The organism is Tessaracoccus caeni, assembly GCF_029211185.1.
GTDB lineage: Bacteria > Actinomycetota > Actinomycetes > Propionibacteriales > Propionibacteriaceae > Arachnia > Arachnia caeni.
Genome location: NZ_JARGDO010000021.1, coordinates 26,222 through 45,517, shown reverse-complemented (window position 1 = coordinate 45,517; position 19,296 = coordinate 26,222). Strand labels below are relative to the sequence as shown.

Sequence of the window (19,296 nt, the reverse complement as noted above, 5' to 3'; positions counted from 1 at the left end):
CCGGATCATGTTCACCGGACGCGGCACCGGTCGCCGTATCGTCGTGGTCGCGAGCCACGACGATGCGGTGGCCGCCACCACCGCGGATCTGCTTCGCACCCATGCCTCGCAACCCGCGCTGCTCGTCGACGAGTCGACGCTCAGCCGGGCCCGCGTGGTGCATCGTCCCGCCAGCGGGCCGGCCGCGTCGAAAGGCGATGTGCGAGCGGTCGCGGGGGATGCACTGACGCTGCCCGACGGAACCGTGCTGGATGCGGCCTCCTGCCTCATCTGGTGGCGCCTTCCGGGCTACCCGGCTCCGCTGGTGGCGGCCGATCATCGTGACTACGCTGCCGCCGAAACGCACGCGCTGGGCCTCAGCTGGCTGGCCGGATTGGGGCAGGCCGTCGTCAATGCGCCGCATCCGACCTGCCTCGCGGGGCTTCAGCCGTCGCTGCTCCAACTCGGCATGTTCGCCCGCCAGGCGGGTCTGCGGATGGCGAGGTTCGCGCTGGCGTCGAGCGCCACTCACTACCGTCGTGGGCCTGGCCTGGCCGCCGCGTGCTGGGATGGCCTGGTGGTGCCGACCGGCGTCGGTCATGCCGACAAGCCGCGCGGCGGGCCGCCGCTGCCGCAACCGCTGTTCCTCGTCGAGGAACTGGAATGGCGCACGACGATGCTCGTGGTCGGCAACGAGGTGGCGGGTCCGCGGCTCGACCTTCGTGAGCAGCTCGTTCAGTTGGCCCGCCTGGCCGACCTCGCCTGCGCGGAGGTCTCGCTGGGGGAGGATCCCGGGACGGGGGAGGCTGTCGTCACCGGCCTCTCACCGATCCCCGAGCTCACCCAGGTCAGTCAGCTCACTGCGATGGTTCGCTACCTCGAGCGCCGCGCCGAGGCTCCGGCCATGGGGGTGGTGGCGTCATGATCGTTATCGCGGGGACGCCGTCGGAGCCGCCGGTCCGTCTGGTGCGCGAGGCGGCGGAGGCCGCCGGCACGCCGGTGCTGATGCTCGATGAGACCGCGGCGGAGTCGTGGCACCTCGCCACGTGGGGCGACGCCGACGGGGTGCATGCGACCGTGCACGGGCCGGAGGGGACGGTCGATCTGGCCTCGGCCACGGGGATCTATGTGCGGCTCACCGCTCCGCGCCAACATGGCCGGGTGATCGACGCTCTCGAGAGCGCTCGCGCGGCTGCGGCGGTGGGATTGCTGGCCGCGTGGGCCGACGTGGCCGAGATCCGCGTCGCCAACCGGCCGGCGTCCATGGCGTCGAACCTGTCCAAGCCGTACCAAGCCGGCCTCATCCGAGCGCATGGCTTCCACGTGCCGCACACCCTGGTGAGCAACGATCCGGACGCAGTGCGTACGTTCTGGCGTCAGCACGGCAGGGTGATCTTCAAGTCGACCAGCGGAGTGCGTTCGATCGTCCACGAACTGACCCCGGAGCGCGCCAAGACACTCGACCGGGTGCGGCACCTTCCCACCCAGTTCCAGCAGCTGCTGGAGGGGACCAACGTGAGGGTGCATGTGATCGGAGACGAGGTGTTCCCCGTCGAGATCACCTCGGACAACATCGACTACCGGTACCGGGAGGGTGGCGAGGCGTCCGGGATGACCCCCACCGAGTTGCCCGACGAGCTGCGGCAACGCTGCCTGGAGCTGTCCCGTGCACTGGACCTGCCGCTGGCCGGCATCGACCTGTTTCGCGATCAGGACGGGCTGTGGTGGTGCTTCGAGGTGAATCCCTCGCCCGCCTACTCGTGCTTCGAGGAGCCGACGGGTCTGCCGATGTCGGCAGCCCTGGCGCGGTGGCTGGCCGGAGAGGCAGACTGAGGTCATGTCGCAGGTGATGGAGAACCGAGCCGAGGTGACGGTGGTGCCTCGGACAGAGCCGGTCGACGGCCCCGGCGAGCGCTGGTGTTCGTGCCGGGTGGAGGTACTGGAGTCGGTGGACGTCGAGGGCTACCCGAACCTGCTCGGAGCAGACCTGCCCCGCGAGTTCGACGCGCTGATACCAGCGGAACTCCGCGATGCCTTCGCGCTGGGCGCCCCGCCGCTGCGGGTGACCGCATCTCTCGCCGGCCCCGGAACCCTCCGAGTGCAACCCCACGCTCTTTGAGGTGCGACGAGCTCTGCGAGGAGCCTCGAAAAGGGCGTGCTGGGGCCTAGCTTCAACGGGCGTCGGTGGGCAGGCTCTCGGAGGAGCGAGCTAAATAGCGACCCGCTGTGTCTCCAGCTCGATGTTTAACGTAACGTATGCATTGCGTATATAGGCGCTGTCCTTGTCGGGGTGTACAACCCGGGTCGGCGCACGGAGAGTGAGACGAGCGATGACTGCAGCGGGAGAGCAAGCAACCGTCCTCGACAGGCCGGGTGCCACGTCGTCCGGGCCGACTCCGTCGCAGGCGTTGGCCAGGCTGATAGCCCCCATCAAGGCGAGATTGGTGCTGTCGGTGCTGCTCGGCAGCCTCGGCGCGGTGCTGCGGGTGACCGCCCTCGTGCTGAGCGGGCTCCTCGTCACGCGGCTGATCCAGGGCAGCAGCGCCCCGGAAGCGACCGGATGGGTGGCGGCGATCATCGGCGCGATGGTCGGCTCGGCCGTCTTGTCGACGCTGGGCAGCGTCGTCTCGCACCAAGCGGCGTTCGACCACGAGTCGATGATGCGGCGCGACATCACGACGCACCTCGGCCGACTGCCACTCGGCACCGTCCAGCGGCTCGGCGCGGGCGGAGTGAAGAAGATCGTGCACGGCGACGTGCGCGGCATGCACTCGGCGATCGCGGACTCGCCGTCGATGCTCGGCGGCGCTCTCGGCGGGATGCTCGCGGCGCTCCTGGCCATCGGACTCATCGAGTGGCGGCTTCTGCTGGTGGTGCTCGCGATCCTGCCGCTGTTCGCCATCACCATGGGCCTGTCTATGCGTGACTACGCGTCCGAACGCGAGGCCTATGACCGTTCCCTCGAGGCCATCGACGCCGCCAGCGTCGAATACGTGCAGGGCATGCAGGAGGTGCGCACCTTCGACGGCGGGTCAGAGTCGTTCAGCCGGTTCGCAGAGCGGGTGCAGGCGTTCACCGCGCACATGAGGGCCTGGAACGACCGCACTCGGGGGGCGGCCCTGGCGTCACGGATCCTGATCGCCCCGCTGCCCGTGACCATCCTCCTGGCCATCGCGGGCTACGCCATGGCCGGCGCGGGCTGGATCCAGCCGATGTCCGTGGTGGTGGTTCTCCTGCTCGCCTCGCTGCCGGTGGACGCGTTCTCACCGCTGATGTTCCTCACCGATCACAACATGCGCGCCATGGCCGCCGCGCTGCGGATCACCCAGGTGCTCGACCTGCCGGCGCTCCCGGAGGCAGCCCAGCCTCAGCGCCCCGCCGACGGCTCCGTCCGGCTGGACCGCGTCTGCTTCTCCTACGACGCCGACCGCGCCCCCGCACTGACCGACGTCTCGATCGACATCCCCGCCGGCTCCGTCTGCGCGTTGGTGGGGCCCTCTGGCTCGGGCAAGTCCACCGTCGCCCGGCTCGTGCCGCGGTTCTTCGACGTCACCGCCGGCAGCATCCAGGTGGGTGGTGTGGACGTGCGCGAAATCGCGCCCGACGAGCTGCTCCGGCACATCGCGCTGGTGTTCCAGGACCCGTTCCTGCTGCACGCCAGCATCCGCGAGAACCTCACACTGGGGGTGCCGGGGGCCACCGACGAGCAGATCCAGCGCGCCTGCCGCGCGGCCCGGATCCACGACGAGATCCTGGCCCTGCCCGCCGGCTATGACACCGTCGTCGGGGAGCGCGGCGCCTCGCTCTCGGGCGGGCAGCGGCAGCGGGTCACCGTGGCCCGAGCTCTGCTGTCCGACGCTCAGGTGGTGATCCTCGACGAGGCCACTGCCTTCGCCGACCCGGAGAACGAAGCGGCCATCCAGGACGCCGTCGCCGAACTCACCAAGGGCCGCACCGTGATCGTGATCGCGCATCGGCTCAGCACCATCGTCGACGCCGACCAGATCGTGGTGCTCGACCACGGCCGTGTCGTCGAGACCGGCACCCACGAGCAGCTGGCGACGGCGGGCGGCCGGTACGCGCGGCTATGGGACCGACATCTGCGCGCCCAGGGCTGGGGCCTACGGCGCGAGGCAGAGGAGGCACTGTCATGAGGCGGATCCTGCAGCTGATGCACGCTGCGGCCGGCCCATACCTTCCGCAGTGGCAGCGGTCGTTGCGGCTGACGGAGCTCGGGGCCGTGGCCAACGGTATCGCGGTGGTGCTGCTCCTGCCGCTCGTCGTGACCCTGCTGGAGGGCAACCACCAGACCGGTCTCGTGGTGCTCATCGCTCTCGGCGTACTGCTGGTGGTGGAGTCGTTGCTCCGCGTCGGCGAGCTGAACTTCTCCTACACCCTGTTCCCGGAGCTGATGTCCGATATCCGGCTGCGGCTGGGCGAGAAGCTCCGCCGCATCCCTGCGGAAGAGCTGGCGCGGCGACGCTCCGGCGGGCTCTCGACGGTGATCAACCAGGACGTCACGATGAGCCTGCTCTCGGTCAGCGAGGTCGCCTCGCTGATGCTGCGTCTCATCGTGATCCCGCTCGCCTTCGTCGTCTCGCTCGCGGCCATCGACATGCGCCTCCTGCTCGGGGCGCTCGTCGGCGCCGCCGTGGCCGCGTTCTTCATCGCCCGAACCAACGCCGCTCAGGCGCGCGCTCAGCGCGTGGTGGGCGAGGCCGACGCGGAGACGGCCGACCGCATCGTCGAGTACGTGCAGGGGTTGCCCGTGCTCAAGGCCTCCGGGCAGGCGGGCGAGCGCTCCGAGCGGCTGGTTGCGGCCCTTCGGCACCAGGGCGCCGCGCTGCGCAGCTCCATCGACCAGAGCATCTTCGGCCTCACCGGCGGTGCCATCGGGGCCAACCTCGCCGTCGCCGGCGTCGTGGCGATGGGTGCCGCGCTGGTCCTGCGCGGCGAGCTATCCGCCGTCATGGCCGCCGCGGTGGTCGTCGCCGCCGCCGGGCTCGCCGAGCCGCTGGCGCGCGCCGCGACCATGACCTCGGTGTTCGAGGTGGCGGAGGGCGCCATGACCAGGATCGACGAGGTGCTGAGCATCCCGGCGCTGCCCGAGCCCGACGAGCCGGCCGTCATCGAGGGCCATGACATCGCCTTCGACGACGTCACCTTCACCTACCGCGACGCCGCCGCGCCTGCCGTGCAGGGCGTCACGCTCGAACTCCGGGCGGGTACGCTCACCGCTTTCGTCGGGCCTTCGGGCAGCGGCAAGACCACCATGACGCGGCTCATCTCCCGGTTCGCGGACCCGCAGCAGGGGCGCGTGCTGATCGGCGGCACGGACATCCGCGAGGTCACCGGGCGCGAGCTGATGCGCCACATCGCCGTCGTCTTCCAGGACGTGCACCTGTTCGACACCACGATCTTCGACAACGTCGCCATGGCTCGGCCGGAGGCCACCAAAGACGAGGTGCATGCCGCGCTGGAAGCCGCCAACTGCGGCGAACTGATCGCCCGCCTGCCCAATGGCGCCGCCACGCGCGTCGGCGAGATCGGCAACCAGCTGTCCGGGGGAGAGCGCCAGCGCGTCGCGATCGCCCGCGCACTGCTGAAGGACGCCCCCATCGTGCTGCTCGACGAGCCCACTTCGGCGCTGGACACCGAGTCGGAGGTGATGGTGCAGGAGGCCATCGACCGCCTGGTGGCGAACAAGACCGTCGTCGTGATCGCCCACCGGCTCTCCACCGTCGTCGCGGCCGACCAGATCGTGGTGCTGGAGGACGGCGAGGTGCGTGAGGTCGGCGACCACACGTCGCTGCTCGCCGCTGACGGCCGCTACTCCCGCATGTGGGCCGCCCAGACCCGAGCCCGCGGCTGGACCCTGACCTGACGACCCACCCGACGCTCCGTCATCGCACCTCGAAGACCCTGGAGGAGCCTCGAAGAGAAATCAGCGTGACCTTTGGCTGGGACTGCTTTTCGGCCGTCGGCTGGCTCTTTTCGAGGCTCGGCCGCGGGCGGCCTCGCACCTCAAAGAGCGTGGGGGATTCCCACCCACACGGGCTTCTGGTTTCGGATGACGAAGGTGCCATGCCGCGAGGCTCGGTCGGCCAGGGACTGCGCAGATGCCGTGGGTGGGGTCCACGTCTCGGAGATGCCGAAGGCGGATGCGATGTCACGTGAAGCGACCGGCGGAACCTGCGCCACGGCGCCTTGACCCAACGCGTCCCCGACGACGATCGCCCGCTTGGCCCTCCAGATGGCGCCGACGGCGTGGGACGGCTCCACCCGACCGCCGTCGTCGACGAACACCCACCCGAGCGCCTCCGGCCCGGCCTTGCCGAACAGGCTCCTCACGCACCCGAAGGTGGTCGAGATCACCGGCACGGCGAGGAAGAGCAGCTGCCAGGCGGCCGTGAGCTTGTCGGCCGGGACAGCGGGCGGCTGCGCGCCGGTGACGATGTCGCCGGCGGCGCGGAGCCCGTCGAGCATGGTGCCGGCGGTGTTGGCGAGGAAATCCTCATGCAGCTGCAGCGCGGCGAAGAACAGTTCGGAGCGGGCCTCCTCCAACTCGGCGTCCAGCCAAGGTGAATGCTGCTCCCGGCGTTCGCCCACCCAGTCCTCGTCGGGATAGCCGTCGCCGTAACGCGTCTTGTCGAGCGCGGCTTGGGCCTGGAGCGCGGCGAGCGTGGCTTGCGCATCGGAAAGATCTGCCGCCGCGGCGTCGGTGTCCGCTCGCAGCTTGTCGAGGCCCGCCCTCAGCTGACGATCATTCTCCGCGGCCTCACTCTGCCGTTGCTCGGCGCTCCGGAGATCGGCGGTTCGGGCGTCGAGGCCGTTCTGCCAGTCACGGGTAGCCCGACCGAAGCTGAGAAGCGCATCCATCCCACCCGGTCGCGCGGCGAGCTGCTGCTCGTGTCGGACCTTCGCCTCGGCCACCTTGGCATCGGCGCGCTCGACGACGGCGCGATGTTCGGCAACCTCGTGCTCGGCCGTGCCGAGCGTCTCTTCGAGATGAGCCGTGAACTCCTGCAACTGCTCCACCTTGCGAGCCGACTGCGGGATGCTCAGCAGGCGCCGGTGGGCGCGTCGTCGCTCGTCGAGGAGATCATCGACGCGCTGTTCGGCCCGCATGAAGTCGTCGCGGGCCTGATGCCAGTCTTTGACCGGGGCTTCACCGCTGCTCCGCCGCTCGAGACGCGACGCCATTCCCGGCTGGCCGAGGGGTTCGTCGTCGCCCCAGAACCGGTGCCAGAACGACTCCCGGTGGCGCTTGTCGCCCAACGTCGCGGCGACCAACACCCACGGCTGGTCGACCGCGGAGGCGTCCTGCCGAGCGCGACCGCTCACGGCTGCGGCGATATCCGGGAGGTAGCCACAGCCGTCGCGCCACCGCTCGTCGATCTGTTCCGAGTCCACGAGCTGGGCGGCCGTATGGCGAGCGTCGCGGTCGGTGGCCGAGACGGCCAGCATCTCGAAACCCGTGAGTTCCGGTCGCAGCGCGCGCACCACATGCTGCCGTCCGTCCCGAGCGTTCCAGCGGTGAACGGTGGAGGTGAACGCGTCGTCGGGAACAAGAAGCGAGGCCAGGCGCCGTGCGCGTTCGACGATGTTGCCGGCCAGGATGTCGCGCAGCAGGGCGGTTCCGCCGGCCGGTTCGGAAGTGTGCACGCCGATCAGTCCGGGCAGCTCATCCAGGTGGTCCAGCGCCTTGTTGACGACGAACTGCTCGCTCAGCACTGCCGCGCAGGTGGGATCGGAGGGCCAGCGACCCTTGGGCAGCCGTTCGATGGTGACCCCCGCGTCCACGGTTCGCGGCGATGCGACGACATCCACCCGGTCATGAGCCTCGAGCGCGGCATCGTCGACGAGATAGGCGCCGAGTGCCGCACCGGGCGCGCCACGCACCACGATGTGGCGCCGGACGGCGGACAGGTCGTCGAGGTAGGGGCTGTTGAGAAAGTCGGTGGCGGGCACGTCGGCCTGAAGCGCCGGGATCGCGACCGACTTGATAACGATCCGGGTGGTGGCGAGCGTCGCCATTCCCGCGACGCCGGCGCTCTCATGCGCGATGCGCACCAGCTCGCGCATCGACACCGGATCTTGAGCGGGCTGCCGAGGCTGAGCCGTGCCCGCCACCGCGCGGCGAAACCCCTGATACCGGTCGACGGCGTCGGCGAAGTCTTGCGTCGCCCGCGGGAAGGCCTCTTGCCACCGGGGATCGGGCTGCGTGGGATGGGTGATGCGAGTGAGCGCCCACAGCTCGGAGGACAACACGGCCGATCCGGCCACCAACCGGCCTTCGTGATCGACCAGCACGCCGGCGCACGCGCTCTCGCCACCGCGACGCCCATCGCGCGCGTCGGCGCCGAAGATCTCGCGCAGCCGTCGGCGGGCATCGTCTTGTCGGTAGGCCCCGAGGTAGACGGTGTGCCGCCACACCCGACGCGCCCCACCCAGGGGCTTGGGCGCGGCCAGCGACTGCCACGGCAAGAGCTGCCCAGGCCGCCATTCGATGATCCGCTCGTCCGCTGACGACGAGCCCTCCTTCGTCCGCGGGGGCAAGGGCTGCGGGTTGAGCAGTTCCAGCATCCACCAGAACCTCAGCACTCGCTGCTGTTCGAGCCCACCCCGCGATTCACTCATGCCTATATTCTGCCGGTCCTCACCGACAAGCGCTCACCACGTCCCAAGCTCCGCGTAGAGGAGGCCCGTCTCTAGATCTGGCGCGTCGGCAGTGGAGACGAGGGACTCCAGCGGGAGATGTTCCACCGTCTGAGGTGGAACATCTCCCACTGGAGCGCAAAGCCTGACCCGGGTATGCGCGCAGGCGCCCTCAGATGAGGCCGTCGCTCAGGTGGTTCGGGGTGCCGAAACGGTGAGCGGTGATCGCGACGGCCTGCTCGCGCAGGTGCGGGAGCATCTCGACGCGGCCCGCCGAGACCACCTCGCCGCCGTACACCGCTACATCGGGCTTGCCGTCCGTCGCCTCGTAGACCGCGGCGACGACGCGCTCCCGCGACTCCCCGGCCACGACGCGCACCCGCGCGCCGGCGTTGGGGCCTTGCTTGGCGGCGAGCCGGCCGAGCTTTGCCCGCCAGGCCGCATCGTCGTCGTAGCGGACGGTGACGCCGGCCGCCTCCATCGCCTTGACGATGGGGGAGGGCAGCGCGATCGGCGTGCTCAGGCGCGGCTGAGCCCCCGCGGCAATACCCGCCGCGACTGCCCTCACCACGTGTGTCAGGGCGGCGTCGGGGGTGATGCGGATGTGCACGCGCACGGGCAGGTAGCGCAGCAGGTTGCGCTCGATGCCGAGCTGGGAGACGTCGCGGGCGATGCCGAACTCGTCCTCCCACGCGGCTGCGTCCGTCTGCGCGGCGGCAGTCAGCCACTCGACCTCGGAGGCCGCCATGCCGGCCTGGCCCGCTGCGGTAAGCAGCCGCTCGATCGACGGGCGAAGCGTGCGTCCACTGGCGGCCACCGGAGCGTCCTTCCAGCCGACCAGCCCGTGCAGGTAGCTGGGGCCGCCGGCCTTGGTGCCCGCGCCGATCGCCGACTTCTTCCACCCGCCGAACGGCTGGCGACGCACGATGGCGCCGGTGATGCCGCGGTTGACGTAGAGGTTGCCGGCCTCGATGCGGCTGAGCCAGAGCGCAAGCTCGTCGTGGTCGAGGGAGTGGAGGCCGCTGGTGAGGCCATAGTCGATCTCGTTGACCATGTCGATCGCCTCGTCGAGGGTCTTGGCGGTCATGATGCCGAGGATGGGGCCGAAGTACTCCGTCAGGTGGTATTCGCTGCCGCGGGCGACGCCGTCGCGCACGCCGGGGCTCCACAGCTTGTTCTCGCCGCTCTTGTCCAGGGCCAGCGGGCTGCTGCTGGCGAGCGGGCGCGGCTCGAGCAGCCACTTCTCGCCCTCGCCCAGCGTGGTGAGGCCGCGCAGCAGCTTGCCCGACGGCGCGGCGATGACGGTGCCCATCTGGGTCTCGAGGTGCTCCGGGGTGCCCACGCTGAGCGAGCGGACCGCGTCGAGCAGCTGGTTGCGGAAGCGCTGGGAGGTGGCCACCGAGCCGACGAGGATCACCAGCGACGCGGCTGAGCACTTCTGGCCGGCATGCCCGAAGGCCGACTGCGCGACGTCCTTGGCCGCGAGGTCGTAGTCGGCGTGGGGAGTGACGATGATGGCGTTCTTTCCGCTGGTCTCGGCCAGGATCGGCAGGTCGCGGCGCAGCTCGCGGAAGGCCTGGGCGGTCTCGTAGGCGCCGGTGAGGATGAGGCGGTCGATGCGTCGGTCGGCCACCAGCGCGGAGCCGAGCGAGCGGTCCCGGAACTGCACCGTCTGCAGCACGTCGCGCGGCACGCCGGCGTCCCACAGCGCCTCCACCATGACGGCGCCCGAGCGGGCCGACGCGGTGGCGGGCTTGATGATCACCGACGAGCCGGCGGCCAGCGCGGCCAGTGCACCGCCGGCGGGGATGGCGACGGGGAAGTTCCACGGCGGGATGACGGCGGTGAGCTTCTGCCGCACGAACTCGGCCCCGTCGGTCTTCTCCAGCTCTTGGCCGAGGGTGGCGTAGAAGTGGGCGAAGTCGATGGCCTCGCTCACCTCCGGGTCGCCCTGATCGAGCGTCTTGCCGGTCTCGCTGCCCATCACCTCGAGCAACTGGGCGCGTCGTGCCTCCAGGCGTTCGGCAGCGCGGTGCAGGATGCGGGCGCGCTCGTCGGCGCCCAAGGCGTGCCAGCCGTCGGCGGCCGCGACGCCGCGCGCGATGGCGGCGTCCAACGTCTCCTGGTCGGTGATCAGCGACGCGGCGACGGTGTCGTTGCCCAGCGTCGAATCGACCATCCGGTTTGCGATCTCGCGACCCCATGCCCGGTTGCCGGGCAGGTCGGGATCGGTGTCGGGGCAGTTCGCGAAGCCGTCGTAGCCCGCCGCGACCAGCGCCTCCACGCGAGCCTCGGCACCAGCCTCGTCGTAGTGGCGACGGTCCTGGCGACGGTTGGGCTTGGGCACGTCGTAGGAGGCGACGTCGCCGTGCGCGGTGATCGTGGCCAGGGCGTCGAGGGAGGCCAGGAAGCGCTTCTTCTCACGCTCGAATAGCGTGGCGTCGTCGTTGAGCTCGAAGACGGCCGACATGAAGTTCTCGTGGCTGGCGCCCTCTTCGAGGCGACGGATCAGGTAGGCGATCGCGACGTCGAACTCCTCGGGATGCACGACGGGGGTGTAGAGCAGCAGCGAGCCCACCTCGCGCTTGACCGCCTCGGCCTGACCGGTGGCCATGCCGAGCAGCATCTCGACGTCGATGCCGGCTTCAGCGCCACGGGCCTTGGCCAGCAGCCAGGCGAGAGCCACGTCGAAGAGATTGTGGCCGGCGATGCCGATCCGTACGTTCTTGGTACGTTCGGGGGTGAGGGCGTAGTCGAGGACGGCCTTGTAGCTGGTGTCGCTGGCCTGCTTGGTGCCCCAGGTGGCGGCGGGCCAGCCGTGGATCGCGGCGTCGACCAGCTCCATCGGCAGGTTGGCGCCCTTGACGACGCGCACCTTGATGGGCGCGCCACCGTTGGCGACGCGGGTGGCGGCCCACTCCTGCAGACCGATCATGGCGCCGAGCGCGTCGGGCAGGTAGGCCTGCAGCACGATGCCGGCGGACAGGTTGGTGAACTCGGGGCGCTCGAGGATGCGCTGGAAGACCGCGATCGTCAGGTTGAGATCCTTGTACTCCTCCATGTCGAGGTTGATGAACTTGTTGGGCGTTGCCGCAGCGGCGCGCGCGAAGAGCGGCACCAGCTTCTCCTCGACGTGCCCGACGGCCTCGTCGAATGACCAGTGGTTGTGCGGCGCGACGGTGGAGGACACCTTGATCGAGACGTAGTCGACGTCGTCGCGGGCCAGCAGCGTGTGGGTGCCGGCCAGGCGACGGGCGGCCTCGCCCTCGCCGAGGATGGCCTCGCCGAGCAGGTTGACGTTGAGCCGTACACCGTCGCGCTTGATCTTGGCGATCGCCTTGCCGAGCCGGGCCTCGCTGGCGTCGATGATGAGGTGGCTCACCATCTGGCGCAGCACCGTGCGGGCGATCGGCACGACGACGCGGGGGAGCGGGGTGGCGAGCGCGCCGCCCAGGCCGATGGCGCCGCGCATGGCCGGCGGCAGGAACTTCGGGCTGATCTGGGTGAGCTGCTGGAGCTTGTGGGCAGCGACGCCCAAGTCTTCGGGGCGCACCACGCCGTCGACGAATCCGACGGTGAAGTCGAGGCCGTTCGGGTCGCGCAGCACGTCGGCGAGTAGCGCGGCGGAGGCGTCCACCTTGTATCCGGAGGCTTCGGCCAACCATCGGCGCACCAACGCGATGGCCTCGTCGGCGAGTTCCTGCGGGCGGACAAGGGGTGATGCGGTGGACATCGTGGTGCCTCTCGACGTAGTGCGCTCTACGACTTCCAGTCTCCGCCGCCCAAAGAGTGAAGTAAAGCGATTCTTTCTGCGCTATATAGTTAAGAGATTCTGATGGAAAGGGTGGCGTTGTGCTCGAGATGAAACGCTTGCGTCTGCTGTGGGAGTTGAATGCCCGCGGCACTGTCGCGGCCGTCGCCGAGGCCCTCAATTACAGCCCCTCCGCGGTGTCCCAGCAGCTGGCTCTGCTGGAGCGCGAGGCCGGCGTCGACCTGCTGCGCAAGGTGGGTCGGACGCTTGAGCTGACCCCTGCCGCCGACGCGTTGGTGGCCGCTGCCGAGGAGCTGCTCGCTGGCTTGGAGCGAGCCGAGGCCGAGCTTCACCGCGGCCTCCCCGAGGTGAGCGGCACCGTGCGGTTGGCCGTCTTCCAGACCGCACTGCTCGCGATCCTGCCGCAGACGCTGCGCCGGCTGCGTGCCGAGTACCCGAAGCTCCGGGTGGAGATCGTGCAGCACGAGCCGGAGGACGCGCTGAAGGAGACGTCGACGCGTGGCTTCGACCTGGTGATCGCCGAGCAGTACCCCGGCCACTCCGCCGCCCACTTCGCCGGCCTCGACCGCGAGCAACTGGTCACCGATCCTGTCCGCCTGGCCCTTCCCCCTTTGGGACATGGCGACGAGGCCTTCGACGGTGCCCGCCGGCTGGCCGACGCGGCCGAACTGCCCTGGGTGATGGAACCTCACGGGGCGGCCTCCAGGCACTGGGCGGAACAGGCCTGTCGCAGCGCCGGCTTCGAGCCGGACGTCCGTTACGAGACCGCCGACCTTCAGGCCCACGTGCGTCTGGTGGAGTCGGGCAATGCCGTCGCTCTGCTGCCCGGTTTGGTGCATATCGGGGCGGCTCACCGCCTGCGCCTCGTCGACCTGGCAGGAAACCCGCACCGCACCGTCTTCACCGCCGCCCGTCGCTCGAGTACGGAACACCCCGCCGTGATCGCGGTCCGGGCTGCCTTGCGTGAAGAAGCCGCCGCATTGTCAGAGGCCATCGGTAGCGTTGGGAGCGCAAGGCCAGATGGCGCGGCGCGTGGAAAGGAAGCCTCTGATGGCAATGCAGAGCGATAGGTCACCGCAGCGAGCGGCGCGGTCGTCGGCAGCGGAGTACCTCACCTTTGTCGCGTCCACCGGAGATGGTGGAGTGGACGCGATCTACGCCGAGGAGAACGTGTGGCTCAGCCAGAAGATGATGGCGACGCTGTACGACGTCTCGGTTCCAACCATCAACTACCACCTCAAGACGATCTTCGAGGACTCGGAGTTGCTGGCGGATTCAGTTATTAGAGATTTTCGAACAACTGCCACCGACGGCAAGCAGTACCGCACCCAGCACTACAGCCTGGCGGCGGTGATCGCGGTCGGCTACAAGGTGAACTCGGAGCGAGCGGTGCAGTTCCGCAAGTGGGCAACGGCCATCGTGGAGGAGTACTCCATCAAGGGTTTCGCCATGGACGACGAGCGGCTCAAGGCCGGCGGCACCGTCCTCAACGAGCGGTACTTCGAGGAGCAACTGCAGCGCGTCCGCGAGATCCGCATGTCGGAGCGGCGCTTCTACCAGAAGATCACCGACATCTACTCCACCGCCATTGACTACGACTCCACCGCAGCGGCCACCAAGCGATTCTTCGCCACCGTGCAAAACAAGCTGCACTGGGCGATCCACGGGCAGACCGCTGCCGAGACCATCGTGACTCGCGCCGATGCTGAACGCGAACACATGGGCCTGACCACCTGGAAGGCCGCACCCGAGGGCAAGATCCAGCAGTACGACGTGGTGGTGGCGAAGAACTACCTGACCGCCGATGAGATGGCGCAGCTCTCCCGCCTGGTGTCCGCATATCTGGATGTGGCGGAGAGCATGGCGCTGCGCAAGATCCCGATGACCATGGCGGACTGGGAGACACGTCTCAACAGGTTCCTTGAGGCCACTGATCGAGAGGTGCTGCAGGACGCGGGCAGGGTCACGGCCGAGATCGCGCGGGCACATGCGCTCTCCGAGTTCGAGAGGTACAGGGTCACCCAAGACCGCGCCTTCGTCAGCGACTTCGATCGCTTCCTGGCGCTTCCCGAGGCCCCGGCAAGCTCGGAGCCGCCTCAGTGAGTGGCAGGAGCGGCGTGGCTACGACGGGCAAGATTCAGCTACACCTCAGCGGTGCAGGAGTAGCCGACGCGCTCCGACACGACCGGCGCGACTCGGATGGGATGGCGTAGCCTTCGGTGTGCCCACGCCTGGCCACTGACATGGGGAAGCACATGAGCAACGAAGACAACGTGATCCCGTTTCCGGGGATTCAGACGCCGTCTGGTGGTCGGGCCGGTTTCAGCCCGCCAGATTTGGCATCGTTCCTCGACTCCATCGACTTCAGTGCCTTCAGGCCGGAGATGCCGAAGCTGTTGCGCAAGCGTTCGAAGAAGGTGGCCTACGTCGCCAGGCTCGACTTGGACGACACCAAGCCGCCCATCTGGCGCCGGTTGCGTCTGGCCAGCGATCTCACGCTCGACGCGCTCCACGACATCATTCAGCTCGCGATGGGCTGGCAAGACTGCCATCTTCACCACTTCGTGATGGGTCCCGACACCCGGGACATTCGCCGGCCGCACTTCCTGGCTCCGTTCGACGTCGAAGAGGGCGACGAGGGAATCGCGGAGAGCGAGGTTCGGCTCGACCAGGTGCTCTCGAAGCCCGGGCACCGGCTGTTCTACGAGTACGACTTCGGCGACGGCTGGTGGCACACCATCAAACTGGAGAAGGTCGAGCCTTGGGTCGACGGCGACCCCGATGCGCACTGCCTAGCCGGGCGACGCGCCTGCCCTCCGGAGGATCTCGGCGGGGTGGGCATGGTGGGTGCGCTCAACGATTGGCTCGCGGGTAACACGGAGGGGTACGACCAGGAGTGGGTGGAGCAAGTGCTCGGCTGGCTTCCTCCTGGCTACGATCCCGTCGCGTTCTCCGTCGACGAGGTCAACGAGGCATTGGCCGCCGGGCCACTGCCTGAGTTCTCGGACCTCCCGCCACTTCTCATGCAGCTCGTCGTGAGGGCGGGGCCGTTCGCGGGCACGAGGCTGCTCAACCTGGTCAAGGACGTGGCGTTCGACGAGCCGTTGCCGAGTGCGGACGCCGATGCGGCCGTGCGTCCCTACCGGTTCTTGCTGGACCTGTTGCGCGATGGGCTCACCCTCACCAAGGCCGGCTACCTGCCGCCGCGCGTCGTCGAGGCGCTGTGGGCTGGTCTCGACTTCGATGACGAGTGGATCGGCAAGGGCAACCGCGAGGATATGACGTTACCGGTGCTGGAACTGCGGGAATCCGCGACGGCGCTGGGCCTGCTTCGGAAGGCGCGCGGCCAGCTCACCCTGACGGCGAACGGTCGCAAACTCGTCGACGCGCCGTCGTCGGAGATCCTCGCGTACATCGCTTCTCGCCTCCCGCTGGGCAAAGACCACCAGAAGGACGCCGGCGCGCTCTTGTTGCTGTTTGCCGCAGCAGGCAGAGACTGGTTCCGCAGCAGTGGCGAGGCCGGAGAGCTGATGGCCGAGATCGGCTGGGCGCTGCGCGACGGGAGTGCGCTGAACCGCGCGGTGCTCGAATGGGCCAGGCCGACCGATACGGTCCTGGACCGGCTCTGCGGCCGACGCTCTGGCCCGGAGACGCGTGCCGCAGTGGCGCGGGAACTGCTCCGCCTCGCCCAGTAGCTGCCCGGAGCGAGCGACTCAGAGAGCGTCGATCAGGTCGCGCATGAGTTGGGACGCGGTGATGTGTCGCTCCTTCGCCACGTCGTCGAGCTTGCTGCGGCGCGCCGCGTCCAGCCGAAGCGTGAACGGGCGTGCTTGCGCACCGACGCTCACCGGGCGTCCGGTAACGGCGGGACCAAGGTGCGCGCCGGTGTAGCCCTGCGCGGACTCGGCTTCGGCGGCCCAGCGCTCGATGTCGTCGTCGGTGAATCTGGTGCCATTAACTGCGGTGTAGTCGCTCATCTCAGTTACCTCCTCAGCCCTATCTCTTTGAGTACTTTGTTCGTCGCGGCCATCGCGTGAAATACCAGCCATTCATCAGGGCCTTGTTCCACTGCGATGAACTCGAGCAGTCGCCCGCTGGTATCCATCCCCACGCCAACCCACTGCACCGGGTCGGTGCTCCTGGGTCTCGACCTCAGCGCTCCGCAGACAGCGGCCTCCACATCGGCAGGCGCAATCTCGGGACGTTTGTTTGCGATCCTTGGATGCACGTGGATTTGCACGACACACCTCGCTCCAACTTTCGTACCGCGTTACCAGTGTAGTACAAAACCGCTGCCCTTCGACGACGCTCGCGGGACCAGCACGGATACACGGTTCTTCTTCGCGGTCTACTACCATGGTGGCCACGGCCACCCTGAGACCGCGTGCGATATCTAGGAGATATCATGGGGGCATGACGAACCTACAGATCGCGGAGCGCCTTGTCGCGATCCGCACGGCCGCAGGCTTGTCTCAGCGTGAGCTGGCCGCGCGATCGGGCGTCCCTCAGCCGAATATCGCCGCATATGAAAGCGGACGACGACGGCCCACGTCGGCCACCATCGAGAGGCTTGAGTCGGCGACACGCGTGCCGACGCTCGATCGGCTGCGGCGACACCGAGACGCAATTGCGGCATTGGCGGCTGCGCGACGGTTGACCGACGTGCGCGTCTTCGGATCCGTTGCGAGGGGCGAGGCCGAAGAGGGCTCGGATCTCGACCTGCTGGTTCACCCGACTGACCAGGCATCGATCTTCGACCTCGCCGGCTTCATGGCCGAGGCTGAGGGGCTTCTGGGGGTTCCGGTCGACGTGGTGTCTGATCGGGGGTCCGGCCCGACGATGGATCACATCCGTAAGGAAGCGGTCCCGCTGTGAGTGGTGATCGAGGTGATCGTGTGCCCGCGATCCTGGCGGACATCGCCCGCTTCGGCGTGACCGCTCAACGGGTAGCAAACCGCGGTTACGAGCGCTTCATTGATCCGGACGACGACGATCAGCGTCGCATCGCCCGGTCCCTGATCGTCGACTTGTCTGCTGCCGCCGACAGGCTCCCCGAGGAGTTCCGCGCCCAGCATCCCGAGATCGACTGGCGTGGCATTCGAGCGGTCCGCAACTTCATCGCGCACGACTACGACGGCACGGATCCCCACATCCTGTGGCAGGCAGTGGTCACCGAGTTTCCCCGCATCCTCGACGCCTTGATATCGGCCGAGTAGGCACCCGGTGTTGAGGCGCGCTACAAGGACGAGACGTCGCTCTTGCTCAGAAGATGATGGCCCGAGCTGTATGGGGTCTCGGTTGCGACCGTCAACTGCCGTCTGCGGGTGCTCCGGCCAGATGGCGAGATCGGTGAGTCAACTATGAGAGATTTTCGAATAGTTCAGCGTGCGGGCAGCCCGGTGGGGAAGCCGTCGATGCTGACTCGATTGTTTTCCTGCTGGTAGGCGACGATCTTTTCGTCGCCCTTCTTGGCGGCCCACTGCGCCATGGTTTCGCGTTCGGCCTGGAAGTCCATGAGGGGAACGCCGAAGCCGCAGGAGGTCTGCACCAGGTCGACGTCGAGGTCGAAGATGTTGCGCGCACCTTGCATCGGAGGGAATAAGGGGAGTAACTCGTCCCATTCCGGGTCGCCGAAATGGAGGGCGCGGGCGGTGCCGTAGAGGCGCAGGATCAGGGGCTTGGTGTCGAAGGAACAGAACATGATGGTCATCCGGGGCACGTCTAGAAGGTGAGCGGCGGTCTCGTTGCCGCTGCCGGTTCCGTTGAGCCAGACGACCCGGTTGGGGCCGAGGATGCGCAGGGAGTCGAGGCCTTTCGGCGAGACGTTCACCCGGCCGTCGCGGGCGGCGGTGCCGACGAAGAAGACGTGCTGCGCGTCGACGAACGTCTGCAAGCGAGGGATGATCTCCGGAAACTGCTGCGCCATGGACCCATCCTGCCGTGCCGTGACGAAACTCTACCTAAGAACTCCCGCGCGCCCCATTTTCGACGGGCGCGGACGATTGCCTCAGGCTATATCTGCCAGTCATCAACAACTTCGTGGGTGATACGAGCTCCCACTGCGAGCGCGTATCGGCGCACTGTCGCTAGCTTGGGGTTCGAGTCGTACCTCTCGAACTGAGACACTGCCGCCTGGGTGACTCCCATGCGTTCCGCCACCGTCTCTTGGGTGAGGTTGTGGCTCTTCCTGATCCTGATGAGATCCTGAATCAGATCCTCATGGAAGTGGATGAGACTCGCCGCGCGTGCATCGATGGTCTCCAGCGACTCGTTCATAAGTTTAACCTTATGTCGAAGGCGATTGGGAATCAAGTTGCAGCTCGGGGACGCCCCAGTGGTCTGCGAGTCGCTGGGCGTAGACACCCACAGCACTCGCGATCTCAGAGTCCTGCTTACGCCGCCGATCGCGGCCAGTGTCCTTCTCGTGCGCATGGAGTCCAATGATCGCGACGCGATCGCCCAGCTCGACGTAGTACAAGCGAATCTGGACTTTGAGGGATCGGATGGTGCCATCGGCGCACCTCTCACGCACCATCAGATCCTTCCATCGGATCTCAAACATGTCGACGGCGCTTCCGGCTTGAATAATCTCCTTCACGTGGTCGCTCGGAACGAGCCTGCCCTGAGCCGCCCTCTGCAACCGGATGCGGAAGCTATTGCGCAGGTCGGCCTCTCGATAGTGGTCGCGACAGCGAGCCGGCGGATCGAAGATGATCCCCATCAAGATGCGGACTGCGGCGTCGATGTGTTTACCATCGCGACAGTCGATCCAGAAGAAGTCAACTGGCAGACCATTGCTGCATAGAGATTCCTTCACGTCTGCAACCTCTGCTTCCAGACGTAGAGCCACGGCTCTACCTGGTCGAGGTGACGAAATCGCGGGCCGG

General features: G+C 68.1%; 16 protein-coding genes. 11 read left to right on the top strand and 5 right to left on the bottom strand.

Annotation, left to right across the window (positions count from 1 at the left end):
* The first annotated feature begins 7 nt into the window (after positions 1-7).
* The 5 genes from P0D62_RS16140 to P0D62_RS16120 all read left to right on the top strand — a co-directional run bounded on the left by P0D62_RS16140 (position 8) and on the right by P0D62_RS16120 (position 5,863).
* Complete coding sequence (locus P0D62_RS16140) at positions 8-904, top strand: hypothetical protein (RefSeq protein ID WP_275703574.1); 897 nt, start codon at positions 8-10, stop codon at positions 902-904.
* The gene (locus tag P0D62_RS16135) at positions 901-1,812 is read left to right on the top strand and encodes an ATP-grasp domain-containing protein (RefSeq protein ID WP_275703573.1); all 912 of its coding nucleotides are present in this window, start codon (positions 901-903) and stop codon (positions 1,810-1,812) included. Before P0D62_RS16140 ends, P0D62_RS16135 begins: the two co-directional genes overlap by 4 nt.
* 4 nt (positions 1,813-1,816) lie before the next feature.
* Positions 1,817-2,098 (top strand): hypothetical protein, encoded by a 282-nt coding sequence (locus P0D62_RS16130; RefSeq protein ID WP_275703572.1) that lies wholly within the window; start codon positions 1,817-1,819, stop codon positions 2,096-2,098.
* A 211-nt stretch (positions 2,099-2,309) separates the two neighbouring features.
* The gene (locus P0D62_RS16125) at positions 2,310-4,133 is read left to right on the top strand and encodes an ABC transporter ATP-binding protein (protein ID WP_275703571.1); all 1,824 of its coding nucleotides are present in this window, start codon (positions 2,310-2,312) and stop codon (positions 4,131-4,133) included.
* The gene (locus tag P0D62_RS16120; protein WP_275703570.1) at positions 4,130-5,863 is read left to right on the top strand and encodes an ABC transporter ATP-binding protein; all 1,734 of its coding nucleotides are present in this window, start codon (positions 4,130-4,132) and stop codon (positions 5,861-5,863) included. Before P0D62_RS16125 ends, P0D62_RS16120 begins: the two co-directional genes overlap by 4 nt.
* 140 nt (positions 5,864-6,003) lie before the next feature.
* On the opposite strand, the gene P0D62_RS16115 is transcribed toward P0D62_RS16120, so the two are convergent.
* Together P0D62_RS16115 and P0D62_RS16110 are read right to left on the bottom strand one after the other, a co-directional pair.
* Positions 6,004-8,619: a hypothetical protein gene (locus tag P0D62_RS16115; protein ID WP_275703569.1), complete on the bottom strand. Its 2,616-nt coding sequence runs from the start codon at positions 8,617-8,619 to the stop codon at positions 6,004-6,006.
* A 190-nt stretch (positions 8,620-8,809) separates the two neighbouring features.
* Positions 8,810-12,370 carry a bifunctional proline dehydrogenase/L-glutamate gamma-semialdehyde dehydrogenase gene (locus tag P0D62_RS16110; protein ID WP_275703568.1) on the bottom strand — a complete coding sequence of 1,187 codons (3,561 nt, stop codon included), beginning with the start codon at positions 12,368-12,370 and terminating at the stop codon, positions 8,810-8,812.
* A 128-nt stretch (positions 12,371-12,498) separates the two neighbouring features.
* Between P0D62_RS16110 and P0D62_RS16105 the strand changes: the two genes are divergently transcribed.
* From P0D62_RS16105 to P0D62_RS16095, 3 genes are all read left to right on the top strand, one after another.
* Positions 12,499-13,479: a LysR family transcriptional regulator gene (locus P0D62_RS16105; protein ID WP_275703598.1), complete on the top strand. Its 981-nt coding sequence runs from the start codon at positions 12,499-12,501 to the stop codon at positions 13,477-13,479.
* Positions 13,460-14,512, top strand: coding sequence for a virulence RhuM family protein (locus tag P0D62_RS16100; protein ID WP_275703567.1), 1,053 nt, complete (start codon positions 13,460-13,462; stop codon positions 14,510-14,512). The genes P0D62_RS16105 and P0D62_RS16100 overlap by 20 nt, the downstream gene beginning before the upstream one ends.
* A 152-nt stretch (positions 14,513-14,664) precedes the next feature.
* Positions 14,665-16,104 (top strand): plasmid pRiA4b ORF-3 family protein, encoded by a 1,440-nt coding sequence (locus P0D62_RS16095; RefSeq protein ID WP_275703566.1) that lies wholly within the window; start codon positions 14,665-14,667, stop codon positions 16,102-16,104.
* An 18-nt stretch (positions 16,105-16,122) separates the two neighbouring features.
* Here P0D62_RS16095 and P0D62_RS16090 read toward each other — a convergent pair whose 3' ends face one another.
* Positions 16,123-16,386, bottom strand: a complete 264-nt coding sequence (locus P0D62_RS16090) for a hypothetical protein (protein ID WP_275703565.1) — start codon at positions 16,384-16,386, stop codon at positions 16,123-16,125.
* 436 nt (positions 16,387-16,822) lie between these two features.
* Here P0D62_RS16090 and P0D62_RS16085 point away from each other — a divergent pair, with 436 nt between their 5' ends.
* Both P0D62_RS16085 and P0D62_RS16080 read left to right on the top strand, forming a co-directional pair.
* On the top strand, positions 16,823-17,284 hold the full coding sequence (locus P0D62_RS16085) for an XRE family transcriptional regulator (protein WP_275703564.1): 462 nt from the start codon (positions 16,823-16,825) through the stop codon (positions 17,282-17,284).
* Positions 17,281-17,625, top strand: a complete 345-nt coding sequence (locus P0D62_RS16080) for a HepT-like ribonuclease domain-containing protein (RefSeq protein ID WP_275703563.1) — start codon at positions 17,281-17,283, stop codon at positions 17,623-17,625. The genes P0D62_RS16085 and P0D62_RS16080 overlap by 4 nt, the downstream gene beginning before the upstream one ends.
* Positions 17,626-17,789: 164 nt before the next feature.
* Here the strand turns inward: P0D62_RS16080 and P0D62_RS16075 are convergent, their stop codons facing one another.
* Together P0D62_RS16075 and P0D62_RS16070 are read right to left on the bottom strand one after the other, a co-directional pair.
* Positions 17,790-18,335, bottom strand: a complete 546-nt coding sequence (locus P0D62_RS16075) for a pyridoxamine 5'-phosphate oxidase family protein (protein ID WP_275703562.1) — start codon at positions 18,333-18,335, stop codon at positions 17,790-17,792.
* Between the two features lie 86 nt (positions 18,336-18,421).
* Positions 18,422-18,685, bottom strand: a complete 264-nt coding sequence (locus P0D62_RS16070; RefSeq protein WP_275703561.1) for a helix-turn-helix domain-containing protein — start codon at positions 18,683-18,685, stop codon at positions 18,422-18,424.
* Between the two features lie 154 nt (positions 18,686-18,839).
* Between P0D62_RS16070 and P0D62_RS16065 the strand changes: the two genes are divergently transcribed.
* Positions 18,840-19,214: a hypothetical protein gene (locus P0D62_RS16065; RefSeq protein ID WP_275703560.1), complete on the top strand. Its 375-nt coding sequence runs from the start codon at positions 18,840-18,842 to the stop codon at positions 19,212-19,214.
* Positions 19,215-19,296 lie beyond the last annotated feature (82 nt).